This is a genomic window from Corallococcus sp. AB038B (assembly GCF_003668955.1).
GTDB lineage: Bacteria > Myxococcota > Myxococcia > Myxococcales > Myxococcaceae > Corallococcus > Corallococcus exiguus.
The window spans coordinates 39,487-53,532 of record NZ_RAWO01000015.1 but is presented as its reverse complement, the minus strand read 5'-3'; the positions used below and the strand labels follow the sequence as shown (position 1 = coordinate 53,532).

Annotated in this window: 12 protein-coding genes; 6 read left to right on the top strand and 6 right to left on the bottom strand. The window is 70.5% G+C overall.

Going from position 1 to position 14,046, the window contains the following annotated elements:
• Nucleotides 1-51 precede the first annotated feature (51 nt).
• The gene (locus D7Y04_RS36790; RefSeq protein ID WP_121762356.1) at nucleotides 52-2,244 is read left to right on the top strand and encodes a TonB-dependent receptor; all 2,193 of its coding nucleotides are present in this window, start codon (nucleotides 52-54) and stop codon (nucleotides 2,242-2,244) included.
• Here D7Y04_RS36790 and D7Y04_RS36785 read toward each other — a convergent pair.
• From D7Y04_RS36785 to D7Y04_RS36775, 3 genes are all read right to left on the bottom strand, one after another.
• Complete coding sequence (locus tag D7Y04_RS36785) at nucleotides 2,198-4,195, bottom strand: ATP-dependent DNA helicase (RefSeq protein WP_120597378.1); 1,998 nt, start codon at nucleotides 4,193-4,195, stop codon at nucleotides 2,198-2,200. The genes D7Y04_RS36790 and D7Y04_RS36785 overlap by 47 nt on opposite strands.
• Nucleotides 4,196-4,343: 148 nt before the next feature.
• On the bottom strand, nucleotides 4,344-5,102 hold the full coding sequence (locus D7Y04_RS36780) for a hypothetical protein (RefSeq protein WP_121762355.1): 759 nt from the start codon (nucleotides 5,100-5,102) through the stop codon (nucleotides 4,344-4,346).
• Entirely contained in the window at nucleotides 5,099-6,100 is a 1,002-nt protein-coding gene (locus D7Y04_RS36775; protein ID WP_121762354.1) for a site-2 protease family protein, read from the bottom strand. The genes D7Y04_RS36780 and D7Y04_RS36775 overlap by 4 nt, the downstream gene beginning before the upstream one ends.
• A gap of 215 nt (nucleotides 6,101-6,315) precedes the next feature.
• On the opposite strand from D7Y04_RS36775, the gene D7Y04_RS36770 reads away from it, so the two are divergent.
• The 3 genes from D7Y04_RS36770 (at nucleotide 6,316) to D7Y04_RS36760 (ending at nucleotide 8,329) form a co-directional block, all read left to right on the top strand.
• Nucleotides 6,316-6,663 carry a hypothetical protein gene (locus tag D7Y04_RS36770; protein ID WP_120579094.1) on the top strand — a complete coding sequence of 116 codons (348 nt, stop codon included), beginning with the start codon at nucleotides 6,316-6,318 and terminating at the stop codon, nucleotides 6,661-6,663.
• Nucleotides 6,664-6,747: 84 nt separating this feature from the next.
• The gene (locus D7Y04_RS36765; protein WP_120597381.1) at nucleotides 6,748-7,569 is read left to right on the top strand and encodes a hypothetical protein; all 822 of its coding nucleotides are present in this window, start codon (nucleotides 6,748-6,750) and stop codon (nucleotides 7,567-7,569) included.
• Between the two features lie 46 nt (nucleotides 7,570-7,615).
• Nucleotides 7,616-8,329 (top strand): HAD family hydrolase, encoded by a 714-nt coding sequence (locus D7Y04_RS36760; RefSeq protein WP_120597382.1) that lies wholly within the window; start codon nucleotides 7,616-7,618, stop codon nucleotides 8,327-8,329.
• Nucleotides 8,330-8,397: 68 nt separating this feature from the next.
• Here D7Y04_RS36760 and D7Y04_RS36755 read toward each other — a convergent pair whose 3' ends face one another.
• Nucleotides 8,398-8,853 (bottom strand): transcriptional regulator, encoded by a 456-nt coding sequence (locus tag D7Y04_RS36755; RefSeq protein ID WP_120597383.1) that lies wholly within the window; start codon nucleotides 8,851-8,853, stop codon nucleotides 8,398-8,400.
• A 161-nt stretch (nucleotides 8,854-9,014) separates the two neighbouring features.
• Here D7Y04_RS36755 and D7Y04_RS36750 point away from each other — a divergent pair, with 161 nt between their 5' ends.
• The gene (locus D7Y04_RS36750; RefSeq protein WP_306465574.1) at nucleotides 9,015-10,070 is read left to right on the top strand and encodes a lipid kinase; all 1,056 of its coding nucleotides are present in this window, start codon (nucleotides 9,015-9,017) and stop codon (nucleotides 10,068-10,070) included.
• A 12-nt stretch (nucleotides 10,071-10,082) separates the two neighbouring features.
• On the opposite strand, the gene hrcA is transcribed toward D7Y04_RS36750, so the two are convergent.
• The gene (hrcA, locus tag D7Y04_RS36745; protein WP_120597385.1) at nucleotides 10,083-11,114 is read right to left on the bottom strand and encodes a heat-inducible transcriptional repressor HrcA; all 1,032 of its coding nucleotides are present in this window, start codon (nucleotides 11,112-11,114) and stop codon (nucleotides 10,083-10,085) included.
• Between the two features lie 202 nt (nucleotides 11,115-11,316).
• On the opposite strand from hrcA, the gene yedA reads away from it, so the two are divergent.
• A complete protein-coding gene (yedA, locus tag D7Y04_RS36740) occupies nucleotides 11,317-12,216 on the top strand; it encodes a drug/metabolite exporter YedA (protein WP_121762352.1) in 900 nt (299 codons plus the stop codon).
• A 6-nt stretch (nucleotides 12,217-12,222) separates the two neighbouring features.
• Here yedA and D7Y04_RS36735 read toward each other — a convergent pair whose 3' ends face one another.
• The gene (locus tag D7Y04_RS36735; protein WP_158627653.1) at nucleotides 12,223-13,932 is read right to left on the bottom strand and encodes a DUF4157 domain-containing protein; all 1,710 of its coding nucleotides are present in this window, start codon (nucleotides 13,930-13,932) and stop codon (nucleotides 12,223-12,225) included.
• Between the last annotated feature and the right edge of the window lie 114 nt (nucleotides 13,933-14,046).

Genomic DNA, 14,046 nt, shown 5'->3' with positions numbered 1-14,046 from the left:
GGAGCCCGCCATTGCTCGCCCGGGAGCACGACATCCAGTAGAGCGGGCCCGATGCCTGGACCTCGCGCCTTTTCCCGACTGTCGCTCCCCTGCCGCCTTGGACTGGCATTGCTGCTGCCCGGCATGGCTACCGCGCAGACGGTGGACGCGGACACGGTCCCCGAACCGGAGGCCGCGACGCTTGTGGCCCCCGCCGAGCCCGAGCCGCAGCCCGAGCCTCCTCGCGACACCCGCACCGTCGTCACCGCCACGCGCCTGCCGCGGCCGCTGCGCGACGTGCCCGCCACCACGGTGGTGATTCCCCGCGAGGAGATGGAACGCAGCCCCACGCTCACGCAGGACGCGCTCATCCGCACGCTGCCGTCCGCGGCCACGTTCCGCCGCACGCCGTCGCTCGTCGCGGACCCCACCGCGCAGGGGCTCAACCTGCGAGGGCTCGCGCCCTCCGGCGTGGCGCGTGGGCTGGTGCTGCTGGACGGGCTTCCCTTCAACGACCCCTACGGAGGCTGGGTCTTCTGGCGCGCCCTGCCCCGCCTGGGCCTGGACCGCGTCGAGGTCGTCCCCACCGGCGGCTCCGCGCTCTATGGCAGCGCCGCGCTGGGTGGCGTGGTGCAGCTGTTCTCCCGGCCCATCACCGGCCCGGTGCTCGACGTCGACCTGTCCGCCGGCAACCTGGGCACCGGCTTCGCCGCCGCTCGCATCGCGGACCGCTGGGGCCGCGTGGGCGCATCCTTGGAGGTCGAGGGCCTCACCAGCAACGGCTACCGCATCGTCCCCGAAGGACAGCGCGGCCGCATCGACGGAGACACGCCGTCCAACCACGTCAGCGCCCAGGCTCGCGTCGAAGCGGCGGCCACCGACCATCTGTCCCTCTCCGCCCGCGCGGGCGTGTTCCGCGAGACGCAGAACGGTGGCACCCAGTACACCGTCGCCAGCGTGGACCTCATGTGGTTCGCCGCGAACGCCCGCCTCCGCACGGACGCCGCCGGCGCCTTCGAGCTGGGCCTCTATGGCCGTACCCAGCACTTCGCCCAGGACCGCGCGCGCGTCGCCCCGGACCGCAACTTCGAGATCCGCTCCGCCCTCCAGGACGTGCCCGCGGACGACCAGGGCGGCTCGCTCGTCTGGACCGGTCCAGAGCTGACGCTGGGCGGAACCCACGTGCTCGCCGCGGGCGTGGACGTGCGCCGCTCCCACGGCAGGGCCGACGAGGTGCTCTTCCCCGCCAGCTACACCGCCACGACGCTCTACGCGCGCAACACGCGAGGCACGCAGCTGTCCGGCGGCGTCTTCGTGCAGGACCTCTACACCGTGTCCCCCGCGCTGGAGTTCGCCGGCACGCTGCGCTGGGACACGTGGCGCAACTTCGACGGCAACCAGTTGGAGAGCTTCGCGAACGGCACCACCACCGCCACCGCCTTCGAGCCCCGCACCGCGCGCCAGCTCAGCCCCCGCCTGGCCGCGCGCGTGCGCCCGTTGGAGTGGCTTACGCTGCGCGCCTCCGCGTACCGCGCCTTCCGCGCCCCCACGCTCAACGAGCTCTACCGCCCCTTCCAGGTGGGCACCGTCCTCACCGCCGCGAACCCGGACCTGGGCGCCGAGCACCTCTGGGGCACCGAGGCGGGCGTGGAGGCCACCGGCCCGCACGGGCTCACCGGCCGCGTCACCGGCTTCTGGAACGTGCTGGACGCGCCCGTCACCAACGTCACCCTCGCCACGCCCCTGCCGGACGGCGCCACCCGCCAGCGACAGAACCTGGGCCGGGCCCGCGTGCGCGGCGTGGAGCTGGGCGCGGACTGGCGCGTGTCGCGGCAGTGGACCGCGCTCGCCGCCTATACCTTCGTGGACCCCGTCGTCACGCGCGCCCCCGGACAGCCCGACCTCGTGGGTCGCCAGCTTCCGCAGGACCCCAGGCATCGCGGCTCGCTCGCGGTCACCTTCGATGACCCGCGCATCGTCTCCGTCACCGCGCAGCTGCGCGTGTTCGGCCCGCAGTACGAGGACGACCTCAACACGCGCGGCATGGGTGGCGCGGCGGTGGTGGACCTGTTCGTGAGCCGCCACCTGTTCTGGAAGGTGGATGCCTTCGGCGCGGTGGAGAACCTCTTCGACCGCCAGTACCTCGCGGGCCGCGCGGGCGTGGACACGCTGGCCCCGCCCTTCCAGGCACGAGTGGGTCTGCGCCTGCGCGACGTGTTCAGCGAATCGAGCGCACGGGCGGCACCGGGCGCACCGGGCCGTTGAACCAGCGGCTCAGCTCCGTCGTGTCCTCCATCCGCTTCGCGGGCGGCAGGCTGGAGAGGAACACGCGGCCGTAGCCCTTGGTCACGATGCGGCGGTCCAGCATCGCGACAATGCCCCGGTCCGCCTGCGTGCGGATGAGCCGCCCGAAGCCCTGGCGCAGCGCCAGCGCCGCCTGCGGCAGCTGGTACTGGTCGAACGGTTCTTCACCGCGCGCCTGAATCTGACGGATGCGCGCGGCCACCAGCGGGTCGCCGGGCGATGCGAAAGGAAGCCGGTCGATGATGACCAGGCTCAGCGCATCCCCGGGCACGTCCACGCCCTCCCAGAAGCTGTGCGCGGCGAAGAGCACGCTGGGCGTCTGACGGAACGCGTCCAGCAGCTGCTGCTTGGGCCGCTCGCCCTGGAGCAGCGCCTGATAGGGCAGCCGCGTCGCCGTCAGCTCGTACGCGCGCACCATGTTGCGCAGCGACGTGAAGAGCACGAACGCGCGCCCGCCCGTCACTTCGCACAGCTGGATGATTTCTTCCGCCGCCGCCTCGATGAAGCCCGGAGCGCTGGGGTCCGGCAGGTGCGTGGGCAGGTACAGCGCGGACTGGCGCGGGAAGTCGAACGGGCTGGGCACCGCCAGCGTGCGCACGCGAGTCACGGGCTGGCCCTCGTCGTCGTACATGCCCATGCGCTTGGCGAAGAAGTCGAACCGGCTGTCCGCCGCGAGCGTCGCCGAGGTGAACACCACCGTGTCCAGCGCGCCGTAGAGCCGGTCGCGCAGCTCCTTCGCCACGTCGATGGGGCTCGCGCGCAGGAACAGGCCCTTGCCGCGCGCCTCCGCCCAGTACACGTGGTCCGCGGACTCGGACTTCTCCAGGAAGCTGAGCTGCTCCGCCATCTCCTCCGCGCGGCGGTGGATGGCGGCCAGCTCCGGTTCACGCTCGCTGCCCGCGAAGGACGCCAGCGCGGCCAGGCCTTCCCGCACCTGCTCCAGCGCGCCGGACAGCTTGCCCATCGTCTCCGGGCGCAAGGCCACGGTGGACTCCTGGCTGGACATCCCCAGCGCGCGCGGCGCCTGGAGGAACAGCGCGTCCGCGTGCGAGCGCACCCGCTGGGCCAGCGCGGAGAGCGTCGCGTGGCGCTCATCCTTCGCCTGCAGGGCCGCCACCGCGTCGCGCGACAACTCCTCCAGGCGGTAGTTGGACACGCTGCACCCGAAGTGGCCGCTGGCCGCGTCCTCCAGCGCGTGCGCCTCGTCGAAGACGACCGCGTCGTAGAAGGGCAGCACCCCTTCCGTGCGCTTGCCGGAGCTGCGCAGCGCCAGGTCCGCGAAGAACAGGTGGTGGTTCACCACCAGCAGGTCCGCGGCCTCCGCGCGCTTGCGCATCCGCGTGACGAAGCACGTGTCGTACTGCGAGCAGCGCGAGCCCAGGCACGTCTCCGACGTGGTGGACAGTCGCGACCACGCCGCGAAGGACTCCGGCAAATCCAGCTCCGCCCGGTCCCCCGTCTCCGTCTGCGTCACCCACTTCTTGAGCAGCGGCCACTGCTTCGCCTCTTCGCGCGAGACGAACTGTGGGTCCTTTTCGAAGGACTCGTAGCGGTGCAGGCACAGGTAGTTGCCGCGCCCCTTGAGGTACGCCGCCTCGAAGCGCAGGCCCAGCTTCTCGCTGAGCAGCGGCAGGTCCTTGAAGAACACCTGGTCCTGCAGTGTCTTCGTGGCCGTGGACACCACCACCTTGCGCCCCGCCAGGAGCGCGGGCACCAGGTACGCCAACGTCTTGCCCGTGCCGGTGCCGGCCTCCGCCAGCAGGTAGCTGCCTTCGGAGAAGGCCCGCTCCACCGCGCGCGCCATCTGGAGCTGCTCCGGGCGGTGCTCGTACGCGGGCAACGCCTCTTCCAGCGCGCCACCAGGCCCCAGCAGGCTGTCGACAGAGAGAGGACGGGTCGCGGGCGCGGACATGCGGCGGTTCGGGGGCAGGAGGGCGGAAAGGCGGCCCCGCAGGATAACAGCGCCCGGCGCCCCCCGCGCGTTCCCTGACGCGGCCGTGAAGCCTCTTCTCCCGCCCGCCCGGGAAGCGGGCCTGCCAGCGCTCCGCCGGGCCCGCCGCCTACAAGGAGTCGCGCATCATGTGGAAGAGCACCAGCAGCAGCAGCAGGGACACCGCCAGCACGGTGCCCATCACCGCGTTCTTCACCTTGCGCCCCAGCGCGGGTGACGGTCCGTCTGAGAGGAGCTGCGTCGCGGTCGTCACCCGGCGGACCACTTCATCCCGCCCGCGCAGCGCCTGCGCGTCGTTCGGAGCCTGGGCGAGCCGCACGCGGTACAGCCGGCCCACCATGGCCATCTCGCCCCGCATCATCGTCTGGGCCAGCAGGCGGTCGTGCGCGTCCCAGTCGTGCCAGGTCTCCAGCAGCTCGCGCCACTCCTGGGCCAGGGTTTCAGAGGGCTGGTGCTCGTCCGGGATGAAGTTGGCGTAGACCAGTCCGCACGCGGAGCAGGACCCGGCGTCGTCGCGAATGGGCGCCACGCACTTGGGGCAGTGGCCCGGCGGCGCCTGGAAGGGGCCTCCGTCCAGCACGAGCGGGGCCGTGGCGAGAGCATCCTGGCGCACCACCCGCAGCGCGGTGACGCTGGGCCGAGCGAGCGGTGATGGCGGAGGGGCCGCGTAGGGCGCCGCCACCGCGAGGTCCTCCACGCCGTCATGCGCTGGAGTGGGCGCGGGCCGAGGGGATGCCGGCTTGGAGAGGGAAGGCGCCGCATGCGTCCACGCGCCGCACGCCGGGCACGCCACGGCCAGCGCATGCTCCTCTAGGACGTAGGTCTCCACCTTGACCAGTCGGTCGCAGCTTTCGCACTGGTACTTCATGACCACACCTCTCGCAGCGGGATGGGCATCGCACACCCTACCAGCGCCAACAGGCACAGCGCGCAGATGACCTTGCGCGAAGCGCTCAGGGGCTCCTCCGGCCGCAACACCTCCGGGTGGCCGAAGCCCACGACCTTGCTCGCCACCACCAGCCACAGGCCCCATGACGCGGTGACGAAGACAGTAAGGAAGAGCAGCACCACCGCCACGCCCTGGCCCACCAGTCGGGCCCGAGGCCCCAGCACCGCGAACGTCAGGTGCCCGCCGTCCAACTGCCCCACCGGCAGCAGATTGAGCAGCGTCACCAGCAGGCCGAACCACGCCGCCATCACCACCGGGTGCACCACCACGTCCTTGCCCTCCGGCAGCGGGCCCAGCGCCAGCCACGTCAGCGCCTTCATGAGGAGGTTGTCGCCAAAGTGCGTCTGGTGGCTCGTGTAGAGGGGCTCCATCGCGGGCGGCGCCTGCGTCAGCTTCTCCATCACCCAACGCAGCAGGTCCTGCCCCAGCACCCACAGCGACGACTCGCCGGGGAACGCGGACGGCACCGGCGGCGAGTCCACCACCGTGGAGTGCAACAGCCCCCAGTAGAGCAGCGGCAGCGCCACCACCAGGCCCGCCAGCGGCCCCGCGGCGCCAATGTCCACCAGCGCGTTGCGCGTGGGGATGCGCCCGCGCAGCCGGATGACCGCGCCCAGCGTGCCCAGGCTCCCCGGCACCGGCAGTGGGATGAAGTACGGCAGCGACGTGTCCACCTTGTGCCACCGCGCGAGCACGTAGTGCCCCATCTCGTGCGAGCCCAGGATGGCCAGCAGCGACCCGCTGAAGAACAGCGCCTGGGTCCGGTCCTCCGCGAGCAGCCCGCCCCCACTGAACGGGAACGAGCGGCCGAAGAGCAGCAGGTACGCGAGGAACGTCGTCCCCAGCGTCACCACGAAGAGCAACAGGTGCAGCCAGACGCGGGCCGGGGCGGGACGTGGAACGGAAACCGGGTGCATGCGCGAAGATGCCTCACGTCCGCGAGAGGGGCGACCGGTTCCGCGCCACCCGGCGGATGAAGTGTCCAACAGAACTCGGAATAACCCGCCCCGGGTCCTTGACTTGAAAATGTCTTCTGCTACGAACCCGGCCGCTTGATGTCTTACTGAACGGCGGAGTGCCCGTCCGGGCCGCTCCGCCACCATCCAAGCCATTGTCTGTTGGGGAGATAACCATGAAGAAGTTCATCCTGTCCGCCGTCGCCGCCGCTTCCCTCGTGGGCTGCACCAGCGTCGAGTCCGCCATCGTCTCCGGCTCCGAGATCGCCGCCAACGGCGAGGCCGTGGCCGTCATCCAGGGCAGCTCGCTGGGCCTGACCGCGATCTTCCACATCATCGACATCGTTCAGAGCGACCTGGACACCGTGGTGAACAAGCTCCTCATCACCGAGGCGAAGGCCATGGGCGCCTCCAAGGTGGACCTGAAGTCCGCGTCCACCACGCCCCGTCACGGCATCTTCGCCCTGTTCGGCACCATCATCGGCATCACCAGCTCCTCCGCGACCGGCGTGGCGGTGAAGTAGTCCAAGCTGCCTCCTCACCGAGGCAGTCCGAAGGCCCCCTGGGAACAGCGGGGCCTTTTCCATTTCCAGCCCCCGAGCCTTCCCATGCGCGCCCTCCTCCTCGTGCCCCTCGTGGGCCTCCTCGCGTGCCGTTCGTCCTCGTCCGGAGGCGCGAACGACGCGGAGCTGATGGCCCAGGTGCGAGAGAAGCTGGCCGCGCGCGACGCGAAGCTGACGGCCTACCAGTTGGAGGGCACCCAGACCGAAGGGGACACCGCCTCCGCGGGCTTCACCTTCGCGTACCGCGCGCCCCAGAAGATGCGCGGCACCGTGTCCGCGCCCCAGGCCCGGCAGGTGTGGTGGGACGGCAAGCACCTGTACGAGCAGGTGGAGGCGACGAAGCAGTTCACCACCTTCACGTCCCAGGTCTCCGCGGAGAAGCTGTCCGCGTTCCTCACCGAAATCTTCACCCCCTTCGTGCCGGACGGCTTCCGCGCGCCGCTGCTGCTGCGCAGCGCGAAGGCGAAGCGCACCGCGAGCCTGCCCCAGGCGAAGGAGGCCGTGGAGCTGACCATGGCGCTGGAGGGCGAGGCGGGCGGCGGCGTGGAGGTGACGTACGTGCTGCGCTGGCCCTCGCTGGACTTCCTGGCCAAGAAGACGCGCGCGCCGGACGGCACCCGGGCGGAGGTGCGGATGGAGGAGGAGCACTGCGACACGGACCTGGGCCTGTGCGTGCCCAGGAAGCTGACGCGTTGGCTGGGGGACGCGAAGCAGGGGGAGACGGTGCTGTCGAAGGTGGACCTGAAGACGCCGCTGCCCAACGACGCCTTCACCCCCACCGCGCCGGAGGGATACAGCGTGCAGACCCGGACACTCGTGGACAGCGAAGCGCAGGAGAGTGGACCGAAGTCACCCACGGGCGGTTGACCAGCACGTCGGCCATCGCCACCTTGGCGGCGGAGGTTTGCCGCGCATGGTCGAGAACGTCATCTTCGACGTGGATGGAACGCTGATCGATTCGGTGGACGAGCACGCCGAGGCCTGGCGCCGGTCGTTCATCGAGTTCGGGCGGGACATCCCGTTCGCTCACGTGCGAAGCCAGATTGGCAAGGGCGCGGACCAGCTGTTGCCCGTCTTCTTCAACGACGAGGAGCTGGAGCGCTTCGGCAAGGACCTGGAGGAGGACCGCTCCGCGCGCTTCAAGCGCGAGTTCCTCCCCAAGGTGCGCCCCTTCCCTCGCGTGAAGGAGCTGTTCCAGCTGCTGCGCAAGCGCGGCCGCAAGATTGCCCTGGCCTCCAGCGCCAAGGACGACGAGCTCAAGCGATACGTGGAGTTGTGCGGCATCGACGGCCTGTTCGAAGCGAAGACGAACAAGGACGAGGTCGACAAGAGCAAGCCGCACCCGGACATCTTCGAGGCGGCGCTCGTGAAGCTGGGCAAGCCGGACCCCGCCACGGTGGTGGTGATAGGCGACACGCCCTACGACGCGCTGGCCGCGGGCAAGCTGCACCTGGCGTCCGTGGGCGTGCTGTGCGGCGGCTTCCGCGCGGAGGACCTGCGCACGGCCGGCTGCCGCACGCTGGTGAAGGACCCCGCGGAGCTGCTGCGCCGCCTGGAAGAAGACCCCGAAATCTGGCCCTGGGACGCGGCGTCGCGGGACACCTCCAAGGACGAGGAGTCGCGCTGAAGTCCGTAACCAAGTGAAGGCGTCCCCGGCGGCCACGGAAGCGTGGCCACCGGTGGAGCCCCTCGGGACTACTTGCGCGAACCGCCCCGCTTCGCGCGTGAACGGGACGCCGTGCTCTTGCGAGCCGTCCCCCGGCGCGCGGTGCTCTTGCGGGCCGTGGAGCGCTTGCCGGCGGTGCCGGTGCGCGAGGAGGCCTTGCGGCCGGTGGTGGTGCGCCGGGCCCGGGTGGGCGCGGCCTTCTTGCGGCTGGAGGTGGTGCTCTTCTTCGCGGTGGCGGCGCGGCGCTTGCCGCCCACGCGTCCTGCCTTGCGCGCGTTCTTGCGGGCCGCGGGGCGCCGACGGGCCGCCTTTGCCTTGCTGCCGGAGCCGCCCTTCATCCCGCCACCGGTGAGCTTGTTCACGGTGGCGTACGCGCGGGCCTCCGCGGTCTTCTCACCGACGCCCTTGTCCTCGTAGCCCTTCTCGATGTGCGCGGCCATGCGCTTCTGCTTCGCCGAGTACTTGTCCTTGCTTCCTCGTGCCATTCAAACCCTCCTGGAGAACGTCCCGGCGCGGGTCCGTGGCACGGAGTCCGCGTCGCCTGGAAGGTGAACACGTCTACCCAGGGAGGGAACCCGCCAGCCCCCTACCCATGTCCACCCGCGGAAGCTCTCCGTGTGTGCTCGGTGGGGAATGGACAGAGCCCCTGCCCTTTCCGCATGGGCCCCGCTGGTGCCTTGGGACAGTCGTGCGCAGCTTGGTGGCGCTGCATTCAAAGCCGAGGTTTCCCCTGGAACCCGCACTCAACGCGCCTCCGCGCCTTCGTCACGTGGACGAGGGGCCCGCGGTCCTGGTGGTGAATACGCGCTCGCGCTCGGGGCGTGACGCCTTCGAGACCGCCCGCGCGCTGCTGGCCGAACACGGCATCCCGCTCATCGCCGCGCACGCGCTGACGCGGCCCAAGCGCCTGCGCAAGGTGGTGGAGGAGGCCATCGCCCAGGGGGCCCGCCGCATCCTCGTGGGAGGAGGCGACGGCACCATCAGCTGCGCGGCGCAGGCCCTGATGGGGCGCGACGTGACGCTGGGCGTGGTGCCGCTGGGCACCGGCAACGACTTCGCCCGCTCGCTGGGCATCCCGGACACGCTGGAGGCCGCGTGTGACGTCATCGCCGGTGGCTACACGGCGCGCGTGGACGTGGGGCTCATCAACGGGCGGCCCTTCCTCAACGCCGCCAGCCTGGGGCTCACCACCGCCATCGCGAAGCGGCTCACGCAGGAGTTGAAGCAGCGCGCCGGCAAGCTGGCCTACCCCATGGCCGCCGCCGCGGAGATGCGCACGCTGCAGCCCTTCCACGTCCGGCTCCAGGCGGATGGCCGGACGCTGGAGGTGGACGCGCTCCAGTTGGTGGTGGGCAACGGCCGCTACCACGGCGCGGGCAACATGGTGGCCCCGGACGCGACGCTGGACGACCGCCGCTTCCACGTCTACGCCATCACCGCGCCCTCCATGGCGGACGGCGGCGAGCGCACGGGGCTGGGCCACCTGCAGGACGTGGCCACGCTGGCGCGCGTGGCGCTGGGCATGAGGAGCGGCGGGCACCTGGAGCACGAGTCCGTCGTGCACCTGCACACCTCGCGGCTCGTCGTGGAGACGGAGCCGCCCATGGAGGTGAACGCGGACGGAGAGAACGTGGGCATGACGCCCATGCGCTTCGAGGTCGCCCCCGCGGCGCTGCGCGTCTACGCGCCCGCGCCGCAGTAGGGGCCGTGAGCGCTACGCCTTCTCCAGCACGCTGGAGAGCACCTGGGCGGTGAAGTTCACCAGGGGAATCACGCGCCGGTAGTCCATGCGCGTGGGCCCGATGACGCCGACAGTGCCCAGCACCGCCTCCGCCGTGCCGTAGGGGCTGGCGATGACGGTGACGTCGCCGGCGGCGGAGAACTCGCTCTCCGCGCCGATGAAGACGTGCATCTCCTTGGTGCGCTGCACGCGGTCCAGCAGGTGCAGCAGCTTGTGCTTCTCATCCAGGGCGCGGAACAGCGCGCGGATGCGCTCCACGTCCGCGAACTCCGGCTGCTCCAGGAAGGAACCGGTGCCTTCGATGAGCACTCGCTCCGGCGTCTGCAGGTCGGTGGCGGCGGCGCCCAGCTTGAGGGCCTTGGCGGTGAGCGCGTTGTAGAGGGCCTGCTCCTGGTCCATCTCCGCGCGGATGCGCTCGCGCGCCTCTTCCAGGGGCACCTGGTGCAGCAGCTCGGAGAGGTAGTTGCTCGCCTTGATGAGCTCGTCGGACGTCACCGGGAAGTCCACGGTGAGGGCCTTGTTGTGCACCTGGCCGTTCTGGCCCACGAGCACGGCGAGCACGCGGTTCTCGCGCAGGCGCAGGAACTCGATGCGCTGGAACACGGCGGCGTCGGCGCGGGGGGTGAGCACGACGCCCGCGTGGCGCGTGAGCGAGTGCAGCACGCGGCTGGCCTCCGACAGGATGTCGTCCAGGTTGGACTCGTGGACGAGCCCGGCGTGGATGAGCTCGCGGTCGCGGGGGGCGGGGTCGCGCAGCTTCACCAGGGTGTCCACGTAGAAGCGGTAGCCCCGGTCGGTGGGCACGCGGCCAGCGGACGTGTGGGGCTTCTCCAGGAAGCCCAGGGCCTCCAGGTCGGCGAGCACGTTGCGCATGGTCGCGGAAGACACTTCGAACTCGCCTCTGCGAGTCAGCTGCTGGCTGCCGACCGGGCCGCCGGTGGTGATGTACTCCTGCACCACGGCTCGGAGGACTTCCTTCTCGCGCTCACCCAATTCGTCGGGCATTCCCGCTCACGCTCCGGTGGCTGTCGACCCGACCTCCGGGTCTTCATGCCTCCTGTAGAATTCTAAAAGGGACGCCCGAGGCATTCAATTGGGAGGGCCTCTCTGGCAGGCAGGCGGGGCGCTGGTCCGGCTGCCTGCGTGGCACGGGTACGGCAAAGCGCACATCGCACGGGAGGGAGGTGGGGGTTAGAAGGCCGCCGCCGTGACGACCGCGACCGTGACCCCCGACGTAGCCGAGCCCGCGCCCCACCGGGGTCGCCTGCTGTTCAGCCTTTTCGCGCTCTACGTCATCTGGGGGTCCACCTACCTGGCGATGCGGTTCGCGCTGACGGGTTTTCCGCCGTTCCGGATGGCGGGGATGCGCTTCCTCCTGGCGGGTGGGGTGTTGTTCGCGGGGTTGCGGCTGAAGGGGCAGACCGGGCCGGGCCTGCGGCAGTGGGGGGCGGGCGTGGTGACGGGCTTCCTGTTGCTGGTGATGGGCAACGGGGGCATCGCGGTGGCGCAGAACCTGGGGGTGCCGTCCGGGGTGGCGGCGCTGGTGGTGGGGAGCATGCCGTTGTGGGCGGCCATCTTCGGGGCGGCGTTCGGACAGCGGCCGGGCCGAGCGGAGCTGGCGGGGCTGGTGCTGGGGTTCGCGGGGGTGGCGCTGCTCAACCTGGGCGGGGACATGAGCGGCGGAGGCGTGGCGGCGCTGGCGGTGGTGGTGGCGCCCGCAGCGTGGGCCTTCGGGTCGGTGTGGAGCCGGCGGTTGCCGATGCCCGCGGGGTTGATGACGCCGGCGACGCAGATGTTGAGCGCGGGCGTGATGATGATGGCGCTGAGCTTCGCGTTGGGGGAGCGGATGGCGGACGTGGTGCCCCCGCGAGCAATGGCGTCGTTCGTGTATCTGGTGGTGTTCGGTTCGCTGGTGGCGTTCAGCGCGTATGCCTATCTGCTGAAGCACGCGAGGCCGGCGCTCGCGACGAGCTATGCGTACGTGAACCCGGCGGTGGCGGTGCTGCTGGGCGTGGTGTTCGCGGGAGAGACGCTGGGCCCCATGACCTGGGGTGCGATGAGCGCCATCCTGGTCGCGGTGATGCTGCTGGCCCGCGGGAAGCGGTGAGCCGGTTCAGCGTCCACAGCGGCTGATCTTGGAGATGCACATCGTCAGGGCATTGGCGAAGCCGTGGGCGTAACAGCTCTCGTGCCACGACTGGGCAATCAGCGGATCATTGACCTGGGTGGGCACGCGGGTCATCTGGAAGAACGAGCGGGCCTCGCCGCCCTGGAGTTGGGGACCACTGCGGTCCTCGTAGTTGCGGGCGTAGTTCTCGAAGGTGATGCGGTCCGCTCCGCTCTCCGCGACCACGCCGCCCCAGTGATACTCCCACACCGGTTCGCAGTAGACAGGCGGAGGAACGGGCACCGCCGGGCGGGGAGCCACCTCGTCCCGCATCCGCATCCAGTTGCGATTCTGGGCATCCTGATAGCGCTCCATCGCGCCCACGGAGTACGTCTGGAACGCATCGCCCACCCGCGGGTCCGCATAGGCATTGAGGCCCAGACGGAAGAGGACCTGTTCGTAACGTGTGTGGAGCGTGAGCCCGTTGAGGTTGACGCCGTTGAGCATCATGGGGGCATTGGCGCGGACCCGGTTCACCAACCGGCCATAGTTGTCGCCAATGGGGCCGCAGTAGCCCGCGAGCGCCGCCATCTGGGCAACGGGGGTATTGGCGCCCGCCAGCGCCTGCTGCAACCCCACCTGGTAGTCATTGACCGCGCGTTGCCGGGCCGCGGCGGCATTGGGGCCCTCTCCCTGTCCATGGAAGAGGAACGTGGTGATGAGCTCCGCCAGCCGGAAAGGGATGTCGCCATGGGCCGGGAAGGCAGGGGCCCAGCCTCCGAGCTGCCAGCGCGGTAGATTGAGGAAGAGCTGATTGCCGGACTGCGTGAGCCTCACGGTGCGCTGCGAGTCCTGCTGCTCCCCCATGACCTTGCCGGAGATTTCGTTGCAGTTCTGCGACACGACGGGCTCGAGGTGCCCGTTCTCGGACATCACCACCTGGAACAGCCGCTTGGGTCCCGGGCCGCTCAGGAAGGGCAGACAGCCCGGCTGCGCGGGGGGGCCGATTTCAAGGTAGCGAGGCCCGGGGACCTTGGCGATGCGATAGCTGGAGCCCACGGACTTCAACGCGCTGTTGCACCGTTTGATGGCGCGGTCCGTGGCGAAGAATTGCTTGGCCTGCTCGTGGCGGGGATCGGTGTCCTCGATGGCGAGTTCGTTGTCATCCGAAACCCGGAGCGCGATCTGGTTGTGCGCCCGCGCCATGACGTTCACCGTCCCAGCGTCGAGGAGGAAGCTGTCCGTCTTCGTCTTCAGGTGGGGGTGCGGCTGCAGTCCGTCCCGCTGGGTCTCGAAGGTGGCGTTGTGGAGGTTGACGTCCTGGGCGACGAACTGGGCGTTCTGGATGACGCGGTACGCCTGAAGCGCGGGAGTGGGCGACGTCCCCGCCCAGGAAGCCGCGAGGTGCGCAAGCTCACCCGAGAGAGCCTGTGCCGCCAGGGCCTCGGCCTCTGCTTCCAGGGCCTCATCCACGAGCAGCCCGGTCCCGCCGTTCCCGTGAGGAACGCGCCCCGCGCGCTGTTGCAGCACATGCACCAGCTCATGCGCGAGGATCCGGGTCCCACGAGCCAGGTCGAGTTCGAGTGCGCCCGGAGCGAAGAGAATCTGCTCTCCCCAGCAGAGGGCCTTGGCACCCAGCCTCGCGACCAGGGGATGCTCGTGCAGGCGCACAGCGCTCAGGTCGGCCCCGAAGGCGCGCTCGAACCGGACACGCAACCGCCATGGGAGTGCCTGGCCCCGAGCGCAGGCCTGCGCCAGGAGCGAGGGTGAGATCCAACGATGCCGAGCATCCAATGTCCGTGCTCCCAATGTATCGGGGCGTGTCCCGTG

Excerpts from the sequence above, each read along its gene's own strand:
- D7Y04_RS36785 (WP_120597378.1), bottom strand. The coding sequence starts at position 4,195 with ATGTCCGCGCCCGCGACCCGTCCTCTCTCTGTCGACAGCCTGCTGGGG.
- D7Y04_RS36780 (WP_121762355.1), bottom strand. The coding sequence starts at position 5,102 with ATGAAGTACCAGTGCGAAAGCTGCGACCGACTGGTCAAGGTGGAGACC.
- D7Y04_RS36790 (WP_121762356.1), top strand. The coding sequence starts at position 52 with ATGCCTGGACCTCGCGCCTTTTCCCGACTGTCGCTCCCCTGCCGCCTT.
- D7Y04_RS36770 (WP_120579094.1), top strand. The coding sequence starts at position 6,316 with ATGAAGAAGTTCATCCTGTCCGCCGTCGCCGCCGCTTCCCTCGTGGGC.
- D7Y04_RS36755 (WP_120597383.1), bottom strand. The coding sequence starts at position 8,853 with ATGGCACGAGGAAGCAAGGACAAGTACTCGGCGAAGCAGAAGCGCATG.
- D7Y04_RS36765 (WP_120597381.1), top strand. The coding sequence starts at position 6,748 with ATGCGCGCCCTCCTCCTCGTGCCCCTCGTGGGCCTCCTCGCGTGCCGT.
- D7Y04_RS36760 (WP_120597382.1), top strand. The coding sequence starts at position 7,616 with ATGGTCGAGAACGTCATCTTCGACGTGGATGGAACGCTGATCGATTCG.
- D7Y04_RS36775 (WP_121762354.1), bottom strand. The coding sequence starts at position 6,100 with ATGCACCCGGTTTCCGTTCCACGTCCCGCCCCGGCCCGCGTCTGGCTG.
- hrcA (WP_120597385.1), bottom strand. The coding sequence starts at position 11,114 with ATGCCCGACGAATTGGGTGAGCGCGAGAAGGAAGTCCTCCGAGCCGTG.